Here is a 23161-nt window from a genome sequence, read left to right on the forward strand (position 1 = left end):
CAATATATCCTTCGATGTTAAATTTTCCGTTATGACCTTCCATTATAAAATTAGCCCCTGTTTCCCAGAAAAACAGAGGCTGAATTTAGTTGCTAATAGGGACAAATAGCTATTTTACGTACGGCCGAAACGTGCTTTGATTTTACCTAAAAGCATTTGCAGAACAAAATCCTTTGTCACAATCAAAATCAATCCGTATAGAATCGAATTCACCGAGACAATCCCAATAAATAACGGAATGGGACCTGACAGGAAATGTCTGATCCCATAAGAAACGGGAATAAACAGGAGCGCATAGACTAAATACTTTAATTTACTAAAATCGAACAATCGATAATCGACCTTTAAAAAACGGCGGATATAGCCGTATTCCAATAAAATTAACAGGAAATTCGCGATTGTTGTTGTAAGAATAGCATTTCTTGGAGTTAACCATCCCAGTTTTAATAATGCAATCTTAAAAATAAGATTGATGATTCCACACAGAAAGATGAGTCTAACTAATATATGCTCTTTCTTTTTCACATAAATAATTTGATTAGCAAAAATGGAGTCGATGCCACTGACGACCATATAGAAAGCGAACATGCTTAGCGCAGGGATGGCCGGAAGAAAGCCTTTCCCGCCATAAATGAATACTGCTACATCTGACAGAATGTAAATTCCAATAGAAGCCGGGAATAAAAAGGAGAAAAACACCTTTGAAATATTATTCAGGAGGATCATATAGGACTTTTCGTCATTTGAGCCTAAGATATTAGACAATCTTGGGATTGTCACCTGAACAACACTCAGCATCAGCGTATTAATGATTCCCATTATTTGCTGAGGAATAACGTAAAAGGATACGGCTTTCGAATTCAGATAATTTCCTAGCATATAACGGTCCAGCAGTGTATAAAGAACACTGGCATTTGAAAAAATGACAACAAGAAACATGGGCTTTAAATGTTCTTTTATACGGATATTTTTGAAGTCAAACTGGATTTTTCTTTTAATGAATACAAAACTGATGAAATTATTTAAAAACATCGCTAAAACCAAGAGCATTGCATATTGTTGATAATCCTGTACATGTCTAACAAAGATAAAGATCAGGACAACATAAATAATGCGGACAATAATGGTTTTGATGGTAATAAAGTCATAATTCTCCATTGCTTCATTAACCCATTCAACATAGAAAATGTTACAAATGAAATTAAAGGCATAGATAAATAATATCGGGTAATAGGTCGAAGTTGAGAATTTAAAATAGGTAAAAACAAGATAACAAAGCAAGGCTGTAACTCCGGTTACCGTACTAATCGTATAAAGGCTGGTAAAGAGCTGCCTGACCTTTTGTTTATCTTCCCTAATCCGGCTCATTTCACGTAAGCCATATTGATAAACACCAAAGGTCGCGAATATAAGAAAGTAGTTATATATGGTTTCCCCAAATTGAACTTTTCCAATTGAATGAGCCCCTAGAACCCTGTTTACATATGGTCCAACTAAAATCGGAAGGATTAGATTAAAAACATTTAATAAAACCTTATAGATAATATTTTTAAATAATGATTTTTTCATAAAAAACCCTTCTGGTTCGTAAAATGTGCAGCTTAATTTTTGTATAAAATTGCTCTCGTATTATCTTGGTAGGGGAGCATCCCTTCATCTAATTTAGACCAATCCCAGTTTTCGTCTTTAATCATATAGGTTGGGCCGTAATTATCCTGCAAATACTGATCAAAACTTTCAGGAATTGGGAACTGCTCTCCTTTGAACTGGGTCCACTTAATCCCAGTAAAAGTCGACGTTAATTTTTTCACGGAAAGCCCCGTCACAACTGTATATTCCGGCAATGTTTGATAAACGGTATGCTCCCCTTCTTCCGTGGCAAAACAATCAATCTGATCATTCACTTCACCTGGATAATAGTAGAAAACATCAAGATTCACACCTTTATAAAGGTAGGTCTCTTCGACCATTTTTTCATTCATCCAAAACTCACGTGATTTTTTAAAGCCAAGCTTCTTCATCACCGTTTCTAATTTTTTTGCATCCTCATTGCCAGTAAAAAATGTCCCCACATCTATATCTGCATCATGACCAATAAAATCCTGCTCGCGAACCGCTCCAAGCAAAGTGCCATAATCAAGCCAAAACTCCCGTTTTATCTCTTGAAAGGCATTTTTCACTTGAACGAGACTTTCCAGCCCGTATGTATGAACAGATTCCCGTTTTTGAGCTTCCACTTGGTTGCGATAATGCTGATTGATTTTGGCTAAAATGGGATTCTCTTTAAGGGTTTGATAGACCTTCCTGTTTCGAAAGTAAGACTTCACCTTTTCAAATGTCGTGCTCATCCTACATTCTCCCCCCCTATAAGACGCTTTCTCTCTTTATGAAAAAGAAGATGACTCAAAAGGGCCTGACCCCTCTTGCTTTCACAGTAGTAGTGCCAAACCTATGCACCATTACCGGACCATGCGGTTGGGGGTCTGGCCCTTTTTCCGAGTCATCCTCCTATCCTTTTACTTCTTCTAAATAAGCGGCAAGTGCTTCCTTCCAGTCACGAAGCGGTGATAAGCCCTGCTCTTCAATTTTTTTCTTGCTCAATACCGAATATTTCGGACGGGCTGCTGGCCGCGGGAATTGTTCGGTTGTTAAAGGGTTAACAGTTACCTTCATACCCGCTTGCTTAAAGATTTCTACGGCAAACTCATACCAGGAACAAACACCGCTGTTTGACGCGTGATAAATACCATACTTTTCGGTCTCCATTAATTCAACCATAAACCTTGCTAAATCAACAGTGTAGGTTGGTGATCCGACTTGGTCATGAACAACCCCGACTTCACCTCGTTCCGCGCCCAGGCGAAGCATTGTTTTAACAAAGTTTTGGCCATACACACCGAATACCCATGAAGTACGCACAATAAAGAATTGCTCTAAATTCTTTTTCAGCAACTCTTCACCGGCCAATTTCGTCCTGCCGTATGCGCCTATCGGTTTCGTGGCTTCATCCGTTTCATAGGGGTCGGTAGCTGTCCCATCAAATACATAATCCGTACTGACATAAAGCATTTTCGCTCCAACCAGTTTTGCTGCTTTGGCTAGATACTCGGTGCCTAAAGCATTAACTTGATAGGCAGCATCCTCATTTTCCTCAGCTGCATCAACATTCGTATATGCCGCACAGTGTAAAATGACATCAGGCTTTATATCACTAATAAATGCTTGGACAGAAGTCTCATTTGTTACATCTAATTGTTCCCTGTCCGCACCAATAGCTTCATGGTTTTTACGGGCCAATTCCAAAACAACATCTTGTCCTAATTGACCCTTTGCACCTGTGACAACAACCTTCATTACTCTACCCCTAATCTGTCACCATATTGGGATTTCACATAATCCTGATACTCACCGGAAATGATGTTTTCCCACCATTCCTGGTTATTCAAATACCAATTAATGGTTTGTTCAATACCAGTGTCAAAATTATATTTTGGCGACCAGCCCAGTTCCGTGCGCAATTTTGTTGCATCAATCGCATAGCGGCGGTCATGCCCTGGACGATCTTTAACAAATTTCATTAACGATTCAGGCTTACCAATTGCTTTAAGAATCGTTTTGACGATTTCGATATTAGTTCGTTCGTTGTTGCCGCCAACATTGTAAACTTCACCATCACGTCCCTTATGAAGCACAAGGTCGATCGCCTGGCAATGGTCTTCCACATGAAGCCAGTCACGAATATTAAGCCCATCCCCATAAATTGGCAGTTCTTTATCTTTCAAAGCATTAATAATCATTAATGGAATAAGCTTTTCCGGGAAGTGGTAAGGCCCGTAGTTATTGGAACAGCGTGTAATATTGACCGGAAGTCCAAACGTTTCATGATAGGCACGGACAAGCAAATCAGCACCCGCTTTACTTGCACTATATGGGCTGTTTGCCGCTAATGGAGTTTCTTCCGTAAAGTAGCCGGTTTCGCCAAGGGTACCATATACCTCATCAGTCGATACTTGAAGGTATTTGGTTACCCCGAAGGTTTTAGCTGCATCAAGCAAGGCAAGTGTTCCTTGGATATTCGTTTGCACAAAAATACCGGGGTCAGTAATGCTTCGGTCTACGTGAGACTCAGCGGCAAAATTTAAGACATAATCAAACTTTTCCGCTTGGAATAAACCATTGATAAATTCACGGTCAGCAATATCACCGCGGACGAACTTATAGTTCGGTGCATTTTCAATGTCTTTTAAGTTCTCAAGATTACCTGCATACGTTAATAAATCTAAATTGACTATGTTGTATTGCGGGTATTTATTTACCATATAGCGGACGAAGTTGCTGCCGATGAAACCGGCGCCTCCAGTAATTAATAATTTCATAAATCTTGCCTCCTATTTTTCAAAAACAAAATTAAGATGGGTTGCTTCAGTTAATGTTGGGTGCTTTGTATCTTTATCTGAAAGAATGGGATTTGATGTTGGCCAATCAATCCCTAAATCGGGGTCATTCCATAGAATACCGCCGTCATGCTCAGGTGAATAATATTCATCTACTTTATAAGCAACGGTGGTGTCAGGCACCAATGTGCAAAAACCGTGGGCAAAGCCTTTGGGAACTAAAAGCTGGCGTTTGTTATGCTCACTTAAAATCACACCGACCCATTGACCGTATGTTGGCGATCCTTGGCGAATATCAACTGCCACATCATAAATCGCCCCTGTTACGCAGCGTACGACTTTCGTTTGAGCTTTCGGATTCAACTGAAAATGTAAGCCTCTTAACGTCCCTACAGGTGCCGATAACGACTGGTTGTCCTGCACAAAATCATAGTGTAAACCTAATTGCCCGAATAAATCTTTATTATAGCTTTCCATAAAGTATCCGCGATGGTCGCCAAATACTTTCGGCTCTAATATTTTCACGCCGGATAATTTTGTCTCAATCACGTTCATGTTCTTAACCTCACTTTAGGATACTTTCTTGGTTAGCAATCTTAATTAAATATTGTCCATATTGATTCTTCATTAAAGGTTCAGCAAGCTCGACCAGCTTTTCTTTTGTAATATAACCCATTTTGTAGGCAATCTCTTCAAGACAAGCAATTTTTAAGGATTGTCGTTTTTCAACGGTTTCGATAAATTGAGATGCTTCTAAAAGCGATGCGTGTGTACCTGTGTCCAGCCAAGCATAGCCGCGGCCAAGAAGTTCAACACTAAGCTCGCCCATTTCAAGATAGGCTTTATTAATGTCAGTAATTTCAAGCTCACCGCGCGGCGAAGGCTGAATACTTTTCGCGATGTTGACAACGCGATTATCGTAAAAATAAAGACCTGTCACAGCATAATTCGATTTAGGAACTTCCGGTTTCTCTTCAATCGAAACTGCCTTACCGTTGGCATCAAACTCCACCACACCGAAACGTTCCGGATCATTTACGTAATAACCGAAAACCGTTGCTCCTGTTTCACGGGCCGCTGCTTTCCGTAAAAGGTCTGTTAAACCATGACCATAGAAAATGTTATCGCCAAGCACTAGAGCTACATTGTCATCACCGATAAACTCATCACCTATGATGAAGGCTTGGGCTAAGCCGCCCGGATGAGGCTGAATTTTATATGTAAAGTTCATTCCTAAATCTGATCCATCACCTAAGATTTGTTCAAAACGAGCCGTATCTTCAGGTGTTGAAATAATCAATATATCCTTAATTCCGGCTAACATAAGAACGGATAACGGATAATAGATCATCGGTTTATCATAAACCGGCAATAACTGTTTGGAAACGACCTTTGTTAACGGATAAAGTCTTGTACCGCTGCCACCTGCAAGTATAATACCTTTCATTTTAGCCAACTCCTCTTCCATTTTAAAAAATTCTACAAATACCGTCAAAATACTCCTTCCCCATTATAAAGAAGGGATGCAGAAAATGAACAACACATATGAAATTGTAACAAAAAAGTAATATCGATTGGGTTAGTTAACGTTTGAACCCTGTAATCGCAGAAATCGTCCGCAACCGCCCTTTTAACTGGGTAGCTAGCGACCGCTTCTTCATCCCGGTTACATTACCGCCATGACGGACATACTTCATTAGCGGTTGATTGATGAAGACAATTTTTTTCTTTTTCATCATACACACAAGGGCAATCCATTGATCATGCATTTCTATCGATCCCGGAAATGGCAGGATCAATGGAACTAATTCCTTTTTAAAAGCCATAAAGGCACCGGTATAGGCGTTTTTTAAAATATTCCCAAATATTCCTTGGTTTATGTTGTTATGGTTATAATCATTCCAAGAAGGATTGATGATCTTAAGATTCCCGTCTACGACATAGGCATCATGCACAACTAGAACGGCATTATGCTCCTCAAATGCAGTTAAAACGGTTTTCACTTTATCGTCTTCCCATAAATCATCCTGGTCACATAGAAAAAGGATATCTCCTTTTGCCAAAGATATCGCCTTTTCGAAGCTTTTAATTGCACCTAGGTTTTGTTCATTCACGGTAACCTGAACCCGGCTTCCATAGGTGTCTTTAATAAGTTGCACTGTGTTGTCTTTTGAACGGTCATCAACCACAATCACTTCATCATCCGGACCTAACTGTTTTAAAACGGTATCGAGCTGCCGAACAACAAACCCCGCTCCATTATATGTTGCCATACAAACAGATAACATCATTAGTAAACTCCTTTTACATTGAAAATAGCCGTTTTAATGTGTATAAGGCAATCTTCTTGTTTTTCACCGTCAAAGCCTGCTTTAAGAAACGTTTCGCCAACTGATTTCGATAGGGCTGATAGAGCTCGTTTTTATAATTTTGGTAATAACTCATTTCTGAATCCAAAATACTTTGATAGCGTTTTAAGGAGACCCTGCTATAATCCATTACGGACAATTCATGCTCCAGCTCCACATTGAGAAGCCAAACCTTACATCCGTGTTCATAAATCTCAAAAAACAACCAATGGTCAAGGTAGTCTAAAGGAAAGTTCTCATTAAATCCACCGATTTTATTTAAAAAATCCGTTCGGATTAATGCACCCGAATTAATTGCCATAACTGACTGCACCTGAAGCCCTGCCTTGGGTCTGTCCTCCGTTAATGGACGAAGGGAGTTGCTATAGACGGGCGAAATCATCTTGTTTTCACTATTAATTTTTGGTACAACCGCTGCTACGTCTGTTGCAAACTCAGGCAGATTTAATACTTCATGGACGTACGCATCGGTTAGTTCTGTATCATGGTCTAAAAGGAGCAGCCACTCGCTGCCATTTTCCTTGGCTTTTGTCCATGCATGGTTATAGGCCGTGGCAATTCCTAAATTGCGTGAATCATGAATATACGTGATATGTACCCCCTCGTAATCGAGAGGAGAGAATGCTTGTTTTTCAGGGCTATTATCGTACAAAATTAATTCAATGTCTTTTAAGCCTTCTTTATTAACAAACAAAGTTTGTTTTAAGGTAAGGAATGTTTTACTTTCTTCAGGCTTTTGCTTATATAAAACAACAACCATTGTTATTTTCATTCGAATTCCTCATTTAGTTTAAATTGCTTCTTATTTTGTGAAACCACGAGCAGCATTAAGAAAAAGCCGATCCCAATTGGGTTATTAATAAATGGATTTATATTCGTTAATAATAATATACCCATAAATGCTGCCATAAACGATATATCTAAAGTGGTTAGCTTATATCCCTTCCGATACGCCGCATAGTAATTGTAATAAACAATAAAAAATAAAAACACCCACGTTGCAAATCCAATTATTCCTTGCTCCACCAGAATTTGAAGAAAACTCATTTCAATCCCGGTGATCCGTCCGGCAATTGTTGTTCCATAACCTGAACCAAAAACAAGGTTTGTTGGATGTTTCAAGATATCCTTAGATGCCACAATGAATTTCATGCGGGCATTAACGCTCACATCGTTCACTTCTTTTGTTACTTTCTTTTTGTGTTTTTTAACATGAGTGGTTGACGATTGGTCAACTGTCGATGACCCGAAACGATCCAGGGTCATATTTTGATACAAAAATGGAACAGCCACCATAATCACAATTAAAATAACAAATTTCTTAATGAATTGCTTGGATTGGACTAATATCTGCAGCTTGCGGGACAATCCCTTAAGCGGGTCTACAAGTACTTTTACATCCAAGACAATAATCATGAAAACACTTAGCATAAATGCAAGTAAGAATCCCCGTGTTTCTGACCAAATCAATGAGAAGGAACCCAATATTAAAATCGCAATATCAACTTTAGTGAATTTTTTATTCAATATCGCATTTAGTGAGATAATGAGCGCCACTAATACGTAGAAATGGCTTTTGTAAAAGACACTATTACTTGGTCTGAAATACAAATCATCATTCATCATCCAGTTCATAAAATCATAAAAGGACTGGAAGTTATCCCCGCTAAATACGGTTTTACCTAATAAAGATACTGTTATCGTAAAAATTGCAACCGCTAAGGCACTATATTTTAAAATGGTAATAATGCGTTTGACCGAAAATCTGTCTTTTGAAATATAGTAAGCCAACGGAAAGTAAAGCACGAAAAAACTCACTCTAAAAAAGGCTTGTACAACTGCTCCACGAGGATGGTGGTGTAATAAGCCGATTAAACTTGAAACAACAAACCATCCCATAAGAGCATAAATCCCAATGGAAACCGGATTTAAGCGAAAAAACGTATTTATATCTTTATTAAAGATAGCTTTTTCCTTAATAATTCGAACTACAAAAGTTGCTAAAAGAAGCAGGAACAAGACTTGGCGAATCGAAACAATGTGAAAATCGATTAGCCTGCCTCCCCCTCCGACGAATAGTTCAATAAAAAACAAGCTCAATAAAATTTTTTCAAACTTATTCATAAATTTTCTCTCTCCTATATTTACTACGAATCTATTACGGCTTTTTTAAAACCACTTCCATCCCCATTTATTAAAGTATTTGTACATCGATTTCATAAAAATTTTAAACAGGTTAGAATTTTTATGGGCACCGCGTTCATAATAATGGGTCACGTTTGAGAATGGTGTATAAACGATTCGCTTGTTTCGTTTTTTCAACTCAATGCATAAATCATAATCCTCGAAATACATAAAATAGCGGTCATCAAACCCGCCAACATCCTTAAAATCTTTTCCCCTTAATAACATAAAACATCCGGAACCAATGCGGATTTCAACATTCCGGTCATCCGGAAGATCCCTGCATTCATAAGATGCCAAACGCCCGGCAAACATTTTTTTCACAATTTGGAACGGAACAAATCGCAAAAAGTAGTCAAACACAGAAACACGATCCCGAATTAAATGCTGTGTCGTACCATCTGCATTAAGTACTTTCGGCACCAATAAAGAAATCGTTTCGTCCCGATCCAAAATTTCGATCATTTTCAATAAATCATCCCGAACCAAAATAATGTCGGGGTTAAAAACCAAGAAATATTTTTCGGATGCATGTAATAAATTATAATTGTGGCCAAAGCCAAAGCCATTATTTTCGTGATAAAACGTAATATCAGCAATATCCTGATATTCCTTCAGACGATTTTGATAATCATCTGTTGAATTATTATCAAAAATCACAAAACGAAATTGCGGATCATGACCGAATTCTTGTTTTAAGTTTTCCAGAACTTTAAAGATATGTTTACTGTTATATGTCACAATACTAATAGCAACCTTTGCATTAGCCATTTTTTTCACACTCTTTCATTACATACTATCGTTACCGCTTTCTGTAACGGCATGTTAATTTTTACGTCTATATTTACGGATTCGAAAAAAAGACTTATTTTTCCTTATTATTTTTTTCAACTGAAGCTTCAATCATGCACTCAACCAAACAGGAGACACATGTCGACAAAAGTCAACATCAATTAAGACATTTTCAACTTAACAAAAATAAATTATAGCAGACTCCTGTCAAACTTTGTACTTTTATAGTGGATTTTTTTTATTTCCAGTTGAACTTCTATATATTCAATATTATAATTTTTATTATGATTGTCTTTAACACGAATACTACCTTTAAAGAAGGGAACTATATAAATGGATAATTCTAGATCGAAACGAAAGAAGATGACAAAGAAAAAACCGCGCTGGTTTCGCATCAGTCTTTTTATGCTCCTGATTTTATTAATTGGCGGAGGCGTCTACTTTTATAATGTTTACAGTGACGTGGCTCGTGCTGTAGACAAAATGAATAATCCGCTCTCACGAGAAGTTTCCGCAAAACGGACAACGAAAGTAGAATTCAACCATTTGGATCCAATTTCCATCTTAATGCTTGGTGTTGATGAACGTAAAGGTGATAGTGGTCGTTCAGATTCTATGATTGTCATCACGATTAACCCTAAAACAAAAACAACCAAAATGTTAAGTATTCCGCGTGATACAAGGACAAAGTTAATTGATACTGCTAATCCGAGCAAGAATAGGATTGAAAAAATTAATGCCGCCTACGCCTATGGTGGAATTCAAGAAAGTATTGATACGGTGGAAAACTTTTTAAATGTGCCAATCGATTACTATATTAAAGTGAACATGGAAGGCTTTAAAGATATTGTAAACGCCGTTGGCGGAATAGACGTAGATAATAAGTATGCATTTGAGTTGGATGGGGTTACACTGAAAACAGGGCCGCAGCACTTAAATGGATTACAAGCACTTGAATATGCACGGATGAGACACCAAGATCCGCTTGGCGACTTTGGACGTCAGGAAAGACAGCGTGAAGTTATCTCTAAAATCATCAATAAAGGTAAATCGTTATCAACATTGTCAAATTACAATAACATTCTCACCGCTCTTGAAAATAATATTAAAACAAACTTAACCTTAAATGATATGATCGGTATCCAGTCTTCTTATAAACCAGCTGCAAAAACCATTGATAAGTTAGAAGTCAAAGGCGAAGGAAAAACAATTAATAGTATCTGGTATTTAACTGTCGATGATCAAGAAAGACAAACATTATCTGATGAAATGCGCCAATCATTAGGGTTAGCATCGGATCCAGTTGCTAAATTTTATTCAGGTACAGAAACGAGCAGCAGTACTCACACCTACACGAACACAAGCAATACAAAGCGCCACAGTACCACACACACTTATACTAATAACAATAGTAGCAATAGTACTAGTAATAGTAATTAACCAAAAACCCCCATTTATAGAAATGGGGGTTTTTTATACGACCGGGAACTATTCTGCAAAAAAAAGAACGGCTGCCCGCTCTATTTATTAAGAAAAGCGGAAGCGCCCGTTTAGCGCACGACAGGACTGGAGCGCACCGTATGAGATAAAGGAAACACGAATCGCATTTCTTGCGATTCAATGTTGACTTATCGTAAGGAGGTGAGCGAAGTACACTAGTCGCTGGGCGCTGGAGCCGGACAATTCTCAAAGTCAAAAATTTATACATTCTTATCTTTTAAATAAAATATCTTTACTATATTGGTTACCCACTAATAAATCATACTCAAGCAATTGATAGTCGTTTAACAGATTCTTTTGCTTCTTGTTCAGATGATCAGTGACGTATTTTTGCGACCCGTCCATTTGTAAAGTATTTTTTAAAACAGGAAGAGTTGCTTTAAGCTTATCTAACAGATTGTAAAACGGCGGTTTTTTCAATCCTGCCATTTCAAATACGGTTGGTCCGAAATAAGCAGGGCTCAACGCGTGTAAATCTTGTCTATCTAAATGAAAATTGGAATACATCAATAATGGGGTTTGTGAATATTCCTGTTCATATAAGTTTTTATCCGGCGTATTCGCATATTTTGCCTCTTTATAGATGGCTAAATCCTGACCCAGAATCGGCATATGGTCGCCCCAGAACACGAGAATTGTCGGTTCATCCAATTGTTGAAGCTGATTTACCAAATCCTGCAGCGCTTGATCAGATCGTCGGATTCCCTCCGAATAAACCTCTAACGCCACTTTGGAATCCGGAGACAAACCGGAAACCGTGATATTATTTTTTTCAAATCGATTCGGTAAATAAGGAAAATGGTTTTGCATTGTGACCGCATGGATAAACATTGGCTTCTTCTGCGCTTTCAACCGGTCGATAATCTCATTGGATACCGATTCATCCGAGATATAGGGCCCTGCCATATCTTGGTGCTTGAATGTCGTCATGTCGATAAATTGATCAAAACCAAATGTTTGATACACTTTGTTACGCTTGTAAAAAACTTTGTTATATGGGTGCATTGCCATTGTTGCATAGCCCTGACTCTTTAAATCACTCACGATCGTCGGAATAAAGCTTTTTCGATCAATTAAATCCTGATATGGAAGTGAGCCTACACGTAAAAAGTAATTAGAAAAACCGGTAAGTGCCTCAAATTCCACGTTTGCGGTAGCCCCACCAAAGGATGGAGACAAATTATAACCGGAAGTATACTCTCCCATAAGCTTTCTCAGATTCTTCATCGGATCGTCGCTAAACTGGACATTTGTCAGCATCGTCGGATCCCAAAAGGCCTCACTCATGATGTATACAATATTCGGTTGCTTCGGCGCGTCTTTAGCAACAGCAGCCTTAGCAGATATATTCCGATATTTCTTTGCTACCGCCAAAACGTTTTCTTTTGAATAGTTTGCCGGTTTCGGAAAGGCATCATTTTGCAGGTTTGAAATAAACCCGAAAATAAAACCATTGTATTTATAATTTTCAAGCTGGTCCCATTTCACAATGGCAACATTAGATTCTTTTTCAACAAACGACTTCATAAATGTAGTTGGGAAAAAAGTAAACGAATACACCATACCTGCCGTGGCAACAAGCAGTAAACCTCTCATCCAAATGGGCGTTTTTGCTTTTGGTAAAAATCTCATAATATATAAGAAAATACCAATTTCCACAACAATAAGCACGGTTAATTTTACCGAAAGATAGTCCCGAACCATTGGGATAACATCCTTCAGCTGTGCTATTTGACTAAAGTCAGATGGGTATAAAGGCTCGACTCGTAAATTTAATTTATTATAATGAGCAAACCCGATGACAAAAATAAATACAGCCGTTATAATCGAACTTATATAAATATTACCAATCAAGGTAAAAACTAACAAATAAATAAAGAATAAAAACAAGGCTCCCGAGAGATAGATTCTGGTATTGACGACGACCCATTGCGTGGTTGCCGTTGAATTCTCAAGAAGCTGAAAATATTCCATAAAATAGCTTGTTAATAAGGCCATAATCCCTGACAAAATAAAAATATAGGCATACTTTGTTAAAGCCAAAGCCCACGGATATGTTTCTTTTAATTTTTCAATAACTCTAAGCTGGATTTTGGATGTTAACATTAAGATGAAGAACACAAGAAAAACTCTAGTCGCAAATTTTTTCGTGTTTTCATCCATTGCAATAATAATATTATCTATATTAAGTGAGCTGGAAAAATATTTATAAATCGTAAATACTAATAAAGCAATGATTCCGTTTAAAGTGATTAATAAAACTGCATTATTTATTCTGCGTTGAACCATGATAACCTCCTTGCAAGTTCGGAATCACCAATAAACCCCAAACTGTAATGATAGTATTTCTAAAACAAATTAAGGCAAACCCTTTTAATTATAAACTAAATTTAGATATTAAAAAACAAAATTCGACAAAATATGCATGGAATTTTTATTTTTATACCCCCAAAAAAAAGAGCCGGTGGGAACCACCGGCTCTTTTTTTTATCTGTTTTATTTAATCCAGGCTCCGTCGCTTCCGACAACATAACCTTGAACTTTTGTGTTTTTTGCCATTGACCCATCAGGATAGAAGTAATACCATTTACCGTTCAGTAAAACCCAAGCGGTATCCATTGCACCACTGTGGTTTAAATGATAGCAAGCACCATTCCATGTTAACCAGCCTGTGATCATTCCACCGTTCGGCCCTAAGTAATACCATTTCCCAGCATCTTTAATCCAGCCTTTTTTCATTTCACCTTTGTCATAATAATACCAAGTACCCGCTGAAAGAACCCAGCCATTAGTAGTAACAATTCGTTTGGAACCATAGTATTTGTTGCTGTAATAAGAACTTGTTAAGGAATCAACCTTAACACCAGAATCAGAAGCGTGAACAAACTGATTGTTGCTTATATAAATACCTACGTGTGAAGGACCTGCTTTATAGGTGCTAAAGAAAACTAAATCGCCTTCTTTTAAATTACTTTTTGCAACCGCGAGTCCTTTATTATATAAATCTGCAGACGTACGCGGTAATGTAACACCCACTTGCTTATATGTATAATCCACAAAACCCGAGCAATCAAATCCGCTTGGTGTCGTTCCTCCCCATTGATAAGGAATACCTACATATTTAAGAGCAATATCTGTAACCGCTTTCCCAACAGCCGCTGCTTCAGTCTTATGTCCGCCAAATAATCCACTTAAGAGCAAAGAACATGATAGTAAACCACTGAATATTAACTTTTTCATGATATCCCCCGTGTCACTTTCTTCTCTTTTTATATATTCTAGTATCTCATAAAAGTTAATAGTGATAATTTACAGTTAGTTTTTAATAGTATTACAGAATTATTTCAAAAATTGACCTTTTTCGACCTTTTCTCTGATTTTTCTATAAAAACGACATAAAAAAAGGCGACATACCTCGCCTTATTTTTCATAGAATTCAATTGGAAGATGATCAGGGTCTTCAAAAAATGTGAATCGCTTATTCGTAAAGGGATCGACCCGAATCGGCTCTGTCCTTATTTGCCGGGAGGATAAATAATCAACCGCTGCTTCGATATCTTCCACCTCAAACGCAAGGTGGCGCAATCCCGCCGCTTCCGGATAGCTTGGCCGTTCAGGCGGATGTTGAAAAGAAAACAATTCAATTTGATAGTGACCGTTAACTGCCAAATCAAGCTTGAAGGAATTCCGCTCCTCCCGATAAACCTCACGAATCGGCGTGAGTCCTAAAACGCTCACATAAAAGTCTTTTGATTTTTCATAGTTTGAACAAATGATTGCAATATGATGGATTCCTGTTAATTTCACTTACATCACTGCCTTATCCTATTTTCTCATTTACTAACCTACCATAATCAAAAAGAAAAAACGAACCCTGCGGTCCGTTTTTATCTTTGGTTTAGTAATTGGTTCAATTTTTCAAGATCCTCGAGTGAGTCGATTTCATAGCTATCATCAGGATGAATCTCATGTAAATACACATCAAGATCTTTAATATTATTTTTAACCATGTCATCCCAATAGAGGTCCTTGAAATGACCATCCGCAACAGCTTCTTCAAGCTTTTTAATGATCTTGTTTCCGTCGGATTCCGACCAGTAGGATACGCCGCAGAGAATATAATCATTCTCGCCGTCCCCGACCTCGATATCATAAATCTTGTAACGTGCATCAAAGCGAATCATCCACTCCGCTTTAAATTCAGGCTTTCTTGCACTGAAATACCCGGATGTCTTTGGATTTTTTACAAGAAAATTGTTTTTCAGGAATACATCGGATTCAATCACATAGGCATCAGGGAGGAATTCCCTTACTAAATACATCGTATAAATATTATTGTATTGATCGTATTTATCATTATGAATAAGGGTAACTCCGTACTTTTCTTTTAAGTACTCGAATTTTTCCTTTAAATAGCCGGTGACCACATAAATGTCGTCCACTCCAATTTCCTGTAAATATTCGACCTGTCTCTCAAGCATCGGTGTTCCATTTACTTCGACAAGTGATTTCGGTGTTGTTAAGGTTAATGGCCGTAATCTGGTACCCATTCCAGCTGCGAGTAAAATTGCTTTCATTATGCTGTTCTTCTCCTGCCTTTAAAATTTAACCACTTCAACTCTTCTTGGTTCGCTACCGTAATAATAGAACCTAATAAGATCATAATACTAAAAAAGATCGATTTAGCGGTAATCGGAGTACCTAAGATCACAAAGCTTAAAATAATCGCCCATGCCGCATAGGTAATATTTAATGCCATTGCTCTTGTTGGGCCAATGGTGTAAATCGCTTTGTAATAGTATACATAGGAAGCCGTTCCGGAAAGGGCAATCACGGCGATAAAGAATACTTCACTGCTTTTTAACACTTCACCGACAAGCGGATAGGCTTTGAAAAACGGTAAAATCAATACACCATAGGTAATAGCTGAAACGACCTGGCGTATTTGCAGCGCCTGTTCAGGTGTAATTTCATCATCCTTCATTCCATAAGCCAGAATAACACATTCCATTCCCCAGCCAAACACACAGATGAGGATAAACACAAATCCAAGGACAAAGCTCGGTGATGTTTCACCGCTGGCAAATCCTAATAGGAAAATAAATAAAATACTGATAAATAGGCCAATCCAGTTTTTTAAGCTTAATTTATCCTTTAAGATTAAAAAGGCAAAGAAAGCACCAACCGCAGGGTACACGGCTGAAATCGATGCGGATAATGACGCACCTAAGTACTTAACGGCTAAAACGTAGAAGGTCATTCCAATCGGTCCGCCCAGCAAAGCACCCAATATAACGAATCGTCCGCTTCGTGTTGCTATTTTTTTAAAGGAGATTTTCAATTCTCCTCTAATGGCCATATATACCATCATCCACAAACTGGATAACAAGTCATGAAAAAATGTACTAACGAGCGGCGCGAGGAAAATAACATTATCTGTCGACACAAAGAGTGCATGTGATAAGACAATCCCGATTAAGACGGTATCTACTCCCCAAGTTAAACCGGAGATTAATCCATAAATAAGCCCTTTATTTTTTATATTCATACGTCATCTCCTTAATTAAATCATTGGCTAAATTGTTCCGCGCCCTGTTAAAACGGTCGGTACCGTACGTGCCAAAGTCGTCTCCTTTTGCCTCTTTAATAATCGTCCAAATGCACCAAAGGAAATCCTGGTAAATTTTATTCATTAGCACCCGTTGTTGAAGCTCTAGCGGGATTTGATTCTCATTTAAATACAACGTTAAAAATAGTTCCTCTTCTTCGGGGCTAAAATCACATTCCAGTGAATGTGCCGCTACGTCCCACATCGGGTCATTCATGCCGCTATATTCCCAGTCAATCAAATAAATTTTGCCGCTGCCGCTTTTCACAAAATTCTCCGCAACCAAGTCATTATGGCATGGCGTTAACGTGATATTCATTCCTTGATAAATTTCCTTCAAGGCCATTACCTGTGCTTTTACTTCTTCATATCCCTCATACGGTTGACCCTTCGCTTCCGTCATGAGAAGCTCATAGTCATTGATTTTTTCAAAAACATCAAACCGATTGGCCATTTTCACATCGGAATAGTGGAGTTTTCTTAAAATCGCGGTCGTAAGCTTCATATAATCCTGCCGCTTCGCCGTTTTAGGATTCAACGTTTCTGCTTCCTGAATCAATTCAGCAATTTTCACACCGGTTTCTTCATTAAAATAGATCAATTCCGTATCAATTCCCATTTCACTGGCAAGTGACGAATTCACCTTCTCCTCTTTGCGATTAATCATTTGTTCCGTTCCATTCCCTGGGATCCTTAAGACGTACTCCTTATCATGGACCAGCACTTTAAAATTCTTATTGGTCATGCCGCCAAAAGGCTGAATCTCCCGGATATCCTCTAAGGTTATGTCCAAAGCTTCCATTAAATAGCCCTTAATCTGAATATCTCTGAATTCTGCTTCTTTTCGCTGTAAAATCGGAAATGTTTTATTGATGATCGTGTCATAATGCAGCTGGCTGTCAATTTCTCCCCAAACAAGATTATGCATTTTCAGATAGGCAATATTGTAATGTCTGGAAACATCCAGGAGCATATATTCATAGTTCATATATGGATTATTGTTGTTTTCTTGAAATTCATTAACCATTTTTGTAAAAACTTCATAGGAGAGCTTGCTGACTCCAATCAATTCACCGTCTACATGATTAAATTGATGGATATCCTTTGAGATTTTATGTAAATAGCCATTTTTTATTTCAACAAAGGCTTCGTCACCTGATCCGCTTTCATTGGCAATCAAGACACAATCACGCTGCGGATGGGTAAGGAGTTCCTTAATCGCCCGTTCTTCAATTAAGATATCATCTTCAATCAATAGGAAATCATCGGTAATTTGTTCATGGGCAAGTGCCAGTGACGCCATCGAACCCGTCCATTTATATTTAGGATTTTCAACTAACCTGTAATGGCTGAATTCCGAAACTTCCTGAAAGGCCTCACGCTGATATCCGGTGACAATTACAATGTCCTCGATTCCATTTTCCTTCAGGATATCGATATTTCTTTTAAGTAAGGTGGTACCCTCAATCGGCATCAACCCGGCAGGTTTAGCAAAATCCTTTCGAGTACCTGCAGCTAAAATTACGGCCTGCTTAATCTCTGTTACAGGCTCTTGGTGGATATTAACCTTTTTTTCACGAAACGCTTCGATTCCGCTCTGCAAAAAATCAATCCCCTTTTGTGTCAAATAGTAGCTTATATTTCTACCTTTTTTTTCACTATAAATATAATTTCCAATCGTTAAATCATGGATTAGGTAATTGACTTTCCCAATTGAAATGCTGCAAATTTCCGCCATTTTCTTTTGATTCAAATTCGTATTTTTGTTAATGGCCTCTAATAATTGAAATGAGTGTTGTTCCATAGTTCCTCCGATATATTCAAAAAATGAATGCATTTCCATTGTACAGCAGGGCTCATATCCTGTAAATTAAAAAAGTGGATTTTTGGATAGTATTTCCTATTAAGGGAAGAAAATTTGCAGGGGGACTTTTTACACGGAACCGTAAAAAAGGACTGTGCCCTTAAGCACAGTCCTAGCCTACCATTCTATTTAAAGTTCGGGATATCATAATATAAAGTATAGTAACTCAAGGAATCGTAGATCTTTTTAATCGTTAATACCTGCTTGGCCGCCCAGCCAATATCCGTTGCGTATTGATGCGTTCCCGGAATGGCAGGATTCCATCGCATTTTATAAAGCGTATTTTGTTGATTTACCGGGTCATTAATATAACTGCCCCCAATAAACGCCGCACCGCCGATTATTGCTGCTTCAGGAGTAAACCAACCGTGTTTATAGGCATATTCCGCCCCGCACTTATCAGGACAGGCATCATTCGCTCCGGCACCGAACATATTATAGACAACCTTCGGCGCGGCTACCGGATTTCCGTCCACCGTATCGACAAGAATCCCATTGGCCAGGCTGGAGGTTCCGTTTCCGGTTTCAAGGAGCGCATGTGCGATCAAATAAATCTCATTCACATTATATGCCAAGCTTGCCTGAATGAAGGTCTGTGCCTTTCCTTCAAGAATTCCTTTACCCGCAAGAATCTTATCATTTAATTCCTGTGCATTGGTTCCGGCACTTTTCGATAATAGGAGGAACTGATAGTATTCAGCGCTGCCTGATGTAAAATTGCTTTCATTTACATAATAAGCTACATCTTCCGGCTTTGCATTCCGCCAAGTACTATAGCCGATCTGATACCAAGTACCAACAGTCGAAACAATTTGAACGTGATCACCTTGTTTCAACGTTCCATAAATAAAGGCATTCGTATTCGTATTATCACGAACATTTAAACTGGTAGCCGTCACAGTTCCATTCGTTGGATTGTTGGCATCAACTAGAATATAGGAACTGCTGACATACGCAGGACTGTTCCGGTATTTATCCGTTTGCGGATTCTTTGTCATCTGGGTATCAATCATTTGCTGCAACGTTTCGTTGTAGTTGGTTTGCGTTACAACAGGACCTGTATTTAGGACACCATTATCAAAAAAGGCGTATGATTTACCATCAATAACCTGCTGGCCTGTAACCATCCTGCCCGTAGAATCGAAATAATACGATTTACCATCCAGGGATAACCAACCAATTTTCATATCGCCATTTTTATTCAAATAGTACCAATCACCATTATAATTGATCCAACCGGTCTGCATCGTACCGTTGTTGTTCAGGTAATACCAGTTTTGATTGTATAAGACCCAGCCTGTAACCATCGTACCCGCGGCATTAAAATAATACCATTGGCTATTATCCAGCAACCAACCGGTTTGCATCATACCGGTTGCTGAAAAATAATATTTAAGATTATTATCGGTAAACCAGCCCGTCTGTGCCGCACCATCTGCACCAAGGTAATAACGGTTGCCGGCATCTGTCAGCCAGCCCGATTGCATGACACCGTCAGTTCCGAAGTAATATCGCTTTCCTCCATCTGTCAGCCAGCCGGTTTGCATGGCACCATCAGCACCGAAGTAATACTTTTTATCTCCATCGGTTAACCAGCCCTTATACACCGAACCGCTTGTTCCAAGGTAATACATCTTATTATTATTCTTAATCCATCCGGTTTGCAGTACACCGTCAGTTCCAAAGAAATATACTTGATTGTCGATCGTTTTCTGTCCGGTTTGGATGGTCCCGTCTGTTCCCAAGTAGTACTTTTTATCTCCATCTGTAAGCCAGCCCTTACTCATTACACCATCTGTTCCCAAGTAGTAGGTACTGCCTCCATCCGTCAACCAGCCGGTTTTCATCACACCAGCCGGTCCGAAAAAGTAACGTTTACCGGCATCAGTTAGCCAACCCGTATGCATGGAGCCGTACGCATCGAGGAAGAACTTATTGTCACCGTCGGTCAGCCAGCCGGTTTTAAGAAGTCCATCCGGACCAAAATAATACTTTTTACCGGCGTCCGTTAGCCAGCCCGTATGTGCCAAACCATTTGCATCAAAGAACATTCGAATCGAGCCATCGCGAAACCAACCTGTAATCAGTGCCGTACTCAGTGCCCCTGAGGCGGTAAATACGTATGGTTTCCCGTCAATCCATTTTTGACCGGTAACCATTGCCCCGCTCGGACTTAAATAATATTTAGCATTATGGTCAATCAACCAGCCCGTCTTCATCGCGCCATTTTTATCAAGAAAGTACCAGCTTTTTGCATTGAAAAGCCAGCCGGTCTTCATGATGCCGCTAGCATCAAGAAAATACCAGGTATTGTTGTCATTCAGCCAACCCGTTTTCATTGCGCCACTTTTCTTATCGAGGTAATACCAGTGATTACCGTTCCAAAGCCAACCGGTCTTCATGGCACCATTGGGACCCATAAAATACCAGGCGTTGTGATCAAGTATCCAGCCGGTAACCATTTTCCCGGCAGGTGAAAGATAATACCAATTGTTATTCTGATACTTCCATATGTATGTACCGCTTGCCGAGGCCGTTGAAGTAAACAACATCGATGCCAGGACGAAAGCAGTAACACTTTTTTTCTTCAATATTCTTCCCCCCATGAAATTCTATCTCTCTAAAACTATCATCCTATATTCACAAAAAATACGAAGTAACAACTTCTACCATGTTAATAACTATACAAATATACTGAATTACCAGATATATGGAAACGATAATTTTTGAGGTATTTTTTGTTAATACGACAATAATCACCGGTTCGTATTGTTCCTTCTCACTCCTGTTTCCTTTTTCCTACTCTGCCCTCCCTTATCCGATCGTTTATATGTACACTTCTATTTTCCTATTTTGTCATATCCTAACATGAATTTCTATGAAAAATATGTCGATAATAGATTAATTATTTAATATAGTAGAAAAATGTAAATACTAACCCTAAAACTATTTATAGTAAGCAATTTTTCCCGAATTGAGTCGTTTTTTATCGAGAACTATTTATGTCATCAGGCTATCATTTACGATATCATAGAGTAAACTACTATATTTTAGGAGGATTAATTATGCTGCTATTGCATATGAAAGAAATATTCACTCCCTCTAAAACTATTTGGTATAAAGCTTTTTCGGTGTTAAGAAGGAAATACCTATATTAAATCTGGAACAGACCACAAAAAAAATATTTTCTTAGGGTCCCGGAAACATTCCTCGGGTTTCTTTTATTGAATAGTGAATGATGAAAAAAGAGGTTACCGCCATGGGTAACCTCTTTCACTTTATTCAGCCATTTGTACTGCATCCATGACTTGTCGCCTAGTCAGTTTTCGCTGCCTGCTTTTTTCAATTGCTAATAAGATGATGTGAGCGATGAAGACCAGGCCGGCAAACGTTTCAACTGCGTAATCGAAATAATACCAAGAGATAGTGGCGGTAATATCGTAAACCGAGTGGGCGATAACGGCTATCCAAAGGCTGCGGGTCCATAAAAGGATGAGCCCGAATAATAATCCCATATCAGCAAATGTCACAATGGCTCCCAATTTAATTGACCACGGTTCTGCCGTATCTAAAGTATGGTCAATCCCGAACAGAATGGAGGTAATAAATAAGGCCATCAATAAAAATATATCTCTCGATCCTTTTTCCCACCTGCGCCGAAAAACTTTTTTACAGATAACGAGGATCAGAATCATATACCCGAGCCGCCAGACCTCTTCCAGCCCGGCAAGTGCATCGGTATATAAATCGGGACCGACCGTATCTACTTGATCAAAAAAAGTACTTACGGAATCGGTTGAAGCCACATCGTCGCCCCCCGAAACCGTATCCGTGTATTGTTGAACATTTTGATCATAATTACTGCTAAAATCATGGAATGCCAGGCTGGAGTAATAATTGATAATCGTGCTACCGATGAAAAAGATGAGAAAGGCACCCGTAAGTTGCAGGGTCCACTGCCGCTTTGTTTTGGGTGTGGCGGCTGGCCTTTCAAGTCTTTTATTAAGCTTCAGGCCGATAAAGAATGAGGATACCATTATGGCATCATATAAGGTACCGGCCAAGGTACTGTATCGGGTGATATATAGGTCTATTTCAGCCCCAATTGTAATAATTAGAATCGCAAACAACAGCCTTTTGGATATCGGTTGAGTTAAATTCGTTGTCATCAATGTCATTACCTGCCCTGTACAAAAATTCTTCTCTTCCTTTTACCGGCCTGCAAACTGTACGGCCAAATGTTCTCTTCACTTAACGGCCTATTAAATGGACGATCAAAATCCCTAACCCGTTAAATACCAGCAGGAAAAGGAAACAGGCAATCATCCACTTCCATTTTCTTGTCATCGGTTTAACCTCTCTAAATCTTCGAATTGTAATAGTAGTAATTTAACATATTAGTAGGTATTTATCATCTGATATATCTATCCAATATATTCGCCATACTTTG

Annotated in this window: 19 protein-coding genes; 1 reads left to right on the forward strand and 18 read right to left on the reverse strand. The window is 38.6% G+C overall.

What is annotated here, in order from left to right; genetic code table 11:
• Positions 1–114: 114 nt before the first annotated feature.
• The 10 genes from J2S10_RS11050 to J2S10_RS11095 form a co-directional block, all read right to left on the reverse strand.
• Positions 115–1569, reverse strand: coding sequence for an oligosaccharide flippase family protein (locus J2S10_RS11050; RefSeq protein WP_307407583.1), 1455 nt, complete (start codon positions 1567–1569; stop codon positions 115–117).
• A gap of 32 nt (positions 1570–1601) precedes the next feature.
• Entirely contained in the window at positions 1602–2348 is a 747-nt protein-coding gene (locus J2S10_RS11055; protein WP_307407585.1) for a LicD family protein, read from the reverse strand.
• Positions 2349–2508: 160 nt separating this feature from the next.
• Positions 2509–3354, reverse strand: coding sequence for a dTDP-4-dehydrorhamnose reductase (gene rfbD / locus J2S10_RS11060; RefSeq protein WP_307407587.1), 846 nt, complete (start codon positions 3352–3354; stop codon positions 2509–2511).
• Entirely contained in the window at positions 3354–4376 is a 1023-nt protein-coding gene (gene rfbB, locus J2S10_RS11065; RefSeq protein ID WP_307407589.1) for a dTDP-glucose 4,6-dehydratase, read from the reverse strand. Before rfbB ends, rfbD begins: the two co-directional genes overlap by 1 nt.
• Positions 4377–4388: 12 nt before the next feature.
• Positions 4389–4949 carry a dTDP-4-dehydrorhamnose 3,5-epimerase gene (gene rfbC / locus J2S10_RS11070; protein WP_307407592.1) on the reverse strand — a complete coding sequence of 187 codons (561 nt, stop codon included), beginning with the start codon at positions 4947–4949 and terminating at the stop codon, positions 4389–4391.
• 10 nt (positions 4950–4959) lie between these two features.
• Entirely contained in the window at positions 4960–5841 is an 882-nt protein-coding gene (gene rfbA, locus J2S10_RS11075; protein WP_307407594.1) for a glucose-1-phosphate thymidylyltransferase RfbA, read from the reverse strand.
• A gap of 136 nt (positions 5842–5977) precedes the next feature.
• Positions 5978–6685, reverse strand: coding sequence for a glycosyltransferase family 2 protein (locus J2S10_RS11080; RefSeq protein ID WP_307407596.1), 708 nt, complete (start codon positions 6683–6685; stop codon positions 5978–5980).
• Positions 6686–6698: 13 nt separating this feature from the next.
• Entirely contained in the window at positions 6699–7535 is an 837-nt protein-coding gene (locus J2S10_RS11085; protein ID WP_307407598.1) for a glycosyltransferase, read from the reverse strand.
• Positions 7532–8887, reverse strand: coding sequence for a hypothetical protein (locus J2S10_RS11090; protein WP_307407600.1), 1356 nt, complete (start codon positions 8885–8887; stop codon positions 7532–7534). Before J2S10_RS11090 ends, J2S10_RS11085 begins: the two co-directional genes overlap by 4 nt.
• A 45-nt stretch (positions 8888–8932) precedes the next feature.
• Positions 8933–9718 carry a glycosyltransferase family 2 protein gene (locus J2S10_RS11095; RefSeq protein ID WP_307407601.1) on the reverse strand — a complete coding sequence of 262 codons (786 nt, stop codon included), beginning with the start codon at positions 9716–9718 and terminating at the stop codon, positions 8933–8935.
• A 354-nt stretch (positions 9719–10072) separates the two neighbouring features.
• Here J2S10_RS11095 and J2S10_RS11100 point away from each other — a divergent pair, with 354 nt between their 5' ends.
• Positions 10073–11179, forward strand: coding sequence for an LCP family glycopolymer transferase (locus J2S10_RS11100; protein ID WP_307407604.1), 1107 nt, complete (start codon positions 10073–10075; stop codon positions 11177–11179).
• A 270-nt stretch (positions 11180–11449) separates the two neighbouring features.
• Here the strand turns inward: J2S10_RS11100 and J2S10_RS11105 are convergent, their stop codons facing one another.
• The 8 genes from J2S10_RS11105 to J2S10_RS11140 form a co-directional block, all read right to left on the reverse strand.
• Positions 11450–13528: an LTA synthase family protein gene (locus tag J2S10_RS11105; protein ID WP_307407606.1), complete on the reverse strand. Its 2079-nt coding sequence runs from the start codon at positions 13526–13528 to the stop codon at positions 11450–11452.
• Between the two features lie 207 nt (positions 13529–13735).
• Positions 13736–14479 (reverse strand): C40 family peptidase, encoded by a 744-nt coding sequence (locus tag J2S10_RS11110; RefSeq protein ID WP_307407608.1) that lies wholly within the window; start codon positions 14477–14479, stop codon positions 13736–13738.
• A 180-nt stretch (positions 14480–14659) separates the two neighbouring features.
• Positions 14660–15046: an SMU1112c/YaeR family gloxylase I-like metalloprotein gene (gene gloA2 / locus J2S10_RS11115; RefSeq protein ID WP_307407610.1), complete on the reverse strand. Its 387-nt coding sequence runs from the start codon at positions 15044–15046 to the stop codon at positions 14660–14662.
• Between the two features lie 80 nt (positions 15047–15126).
• Complete coding sequence (locus tag J2S10_RS11120) at positions 15127–15816, reverse strand: NTP transferase domain-containing protein (RefSeq protein ID WP_307407612.1); 690 nt, start codon at positions 15814–15816, stop codon at positions 15127–15129.
• Positions 15816–16787: a DMT family transporter gene (locus tag J2S10_RS11125; RefSeq protein ID WP_307407614.1), complete on the reverse strand. Its 972-nt coding sequence runs from the start codon at positions 16785–16787 to the stop codon at positions 15816–15818. The genes J2S10_RS11120 and J2S10_RS11125 overlap by 1 nt, the downstream gene beginning before the upstream one ends.
• Complete coding sequence (locus tag J2S10_RS11130; protein WP_307407617.1) at positions 16771–18651, reverse strand: NTP transferase domain-containing protein; 1881 nt, start codon at positions 18649–18651, stop codon at positions 16771–16773. The genes J2S10_RS11125 and J2S10_RS11130 overlap by 17 nt, the downstream gene beginning before the upstream one ends.
• A 185-nt stretch (positions 18652–18836) precedes the next feature.
• Positions 18837–21302: a glucosaminidase domain-containing protein gene (locus J2S10_RS11135; protein WP_307407622.1), complete on the reverse strand. Its 2466-nt coding sequence runs from the start codon at positions 21300–21302 to the stop codon at positions 18837–18839.
• 687 nt (positions 21303–21989) lie between these two features.
• The gene (locus J2S10_RS11140) at positions 21990–22880 is read right to left on the reverse strand and encodes a CPBP family intramembrane glutamic endopeptidase (RefSeq protein WP_307408127.1); all 891 of its coding nucleotides are present in this window, start codon (positions 22878–22880) and stop codon (positions 21990–21992) included.
• Between the last annotated feature and the right edge of the window lie 281 nt (positions 22881–23161).

The organism is Neobacillus ginsengisoli, from assembly GCF_030813055.1.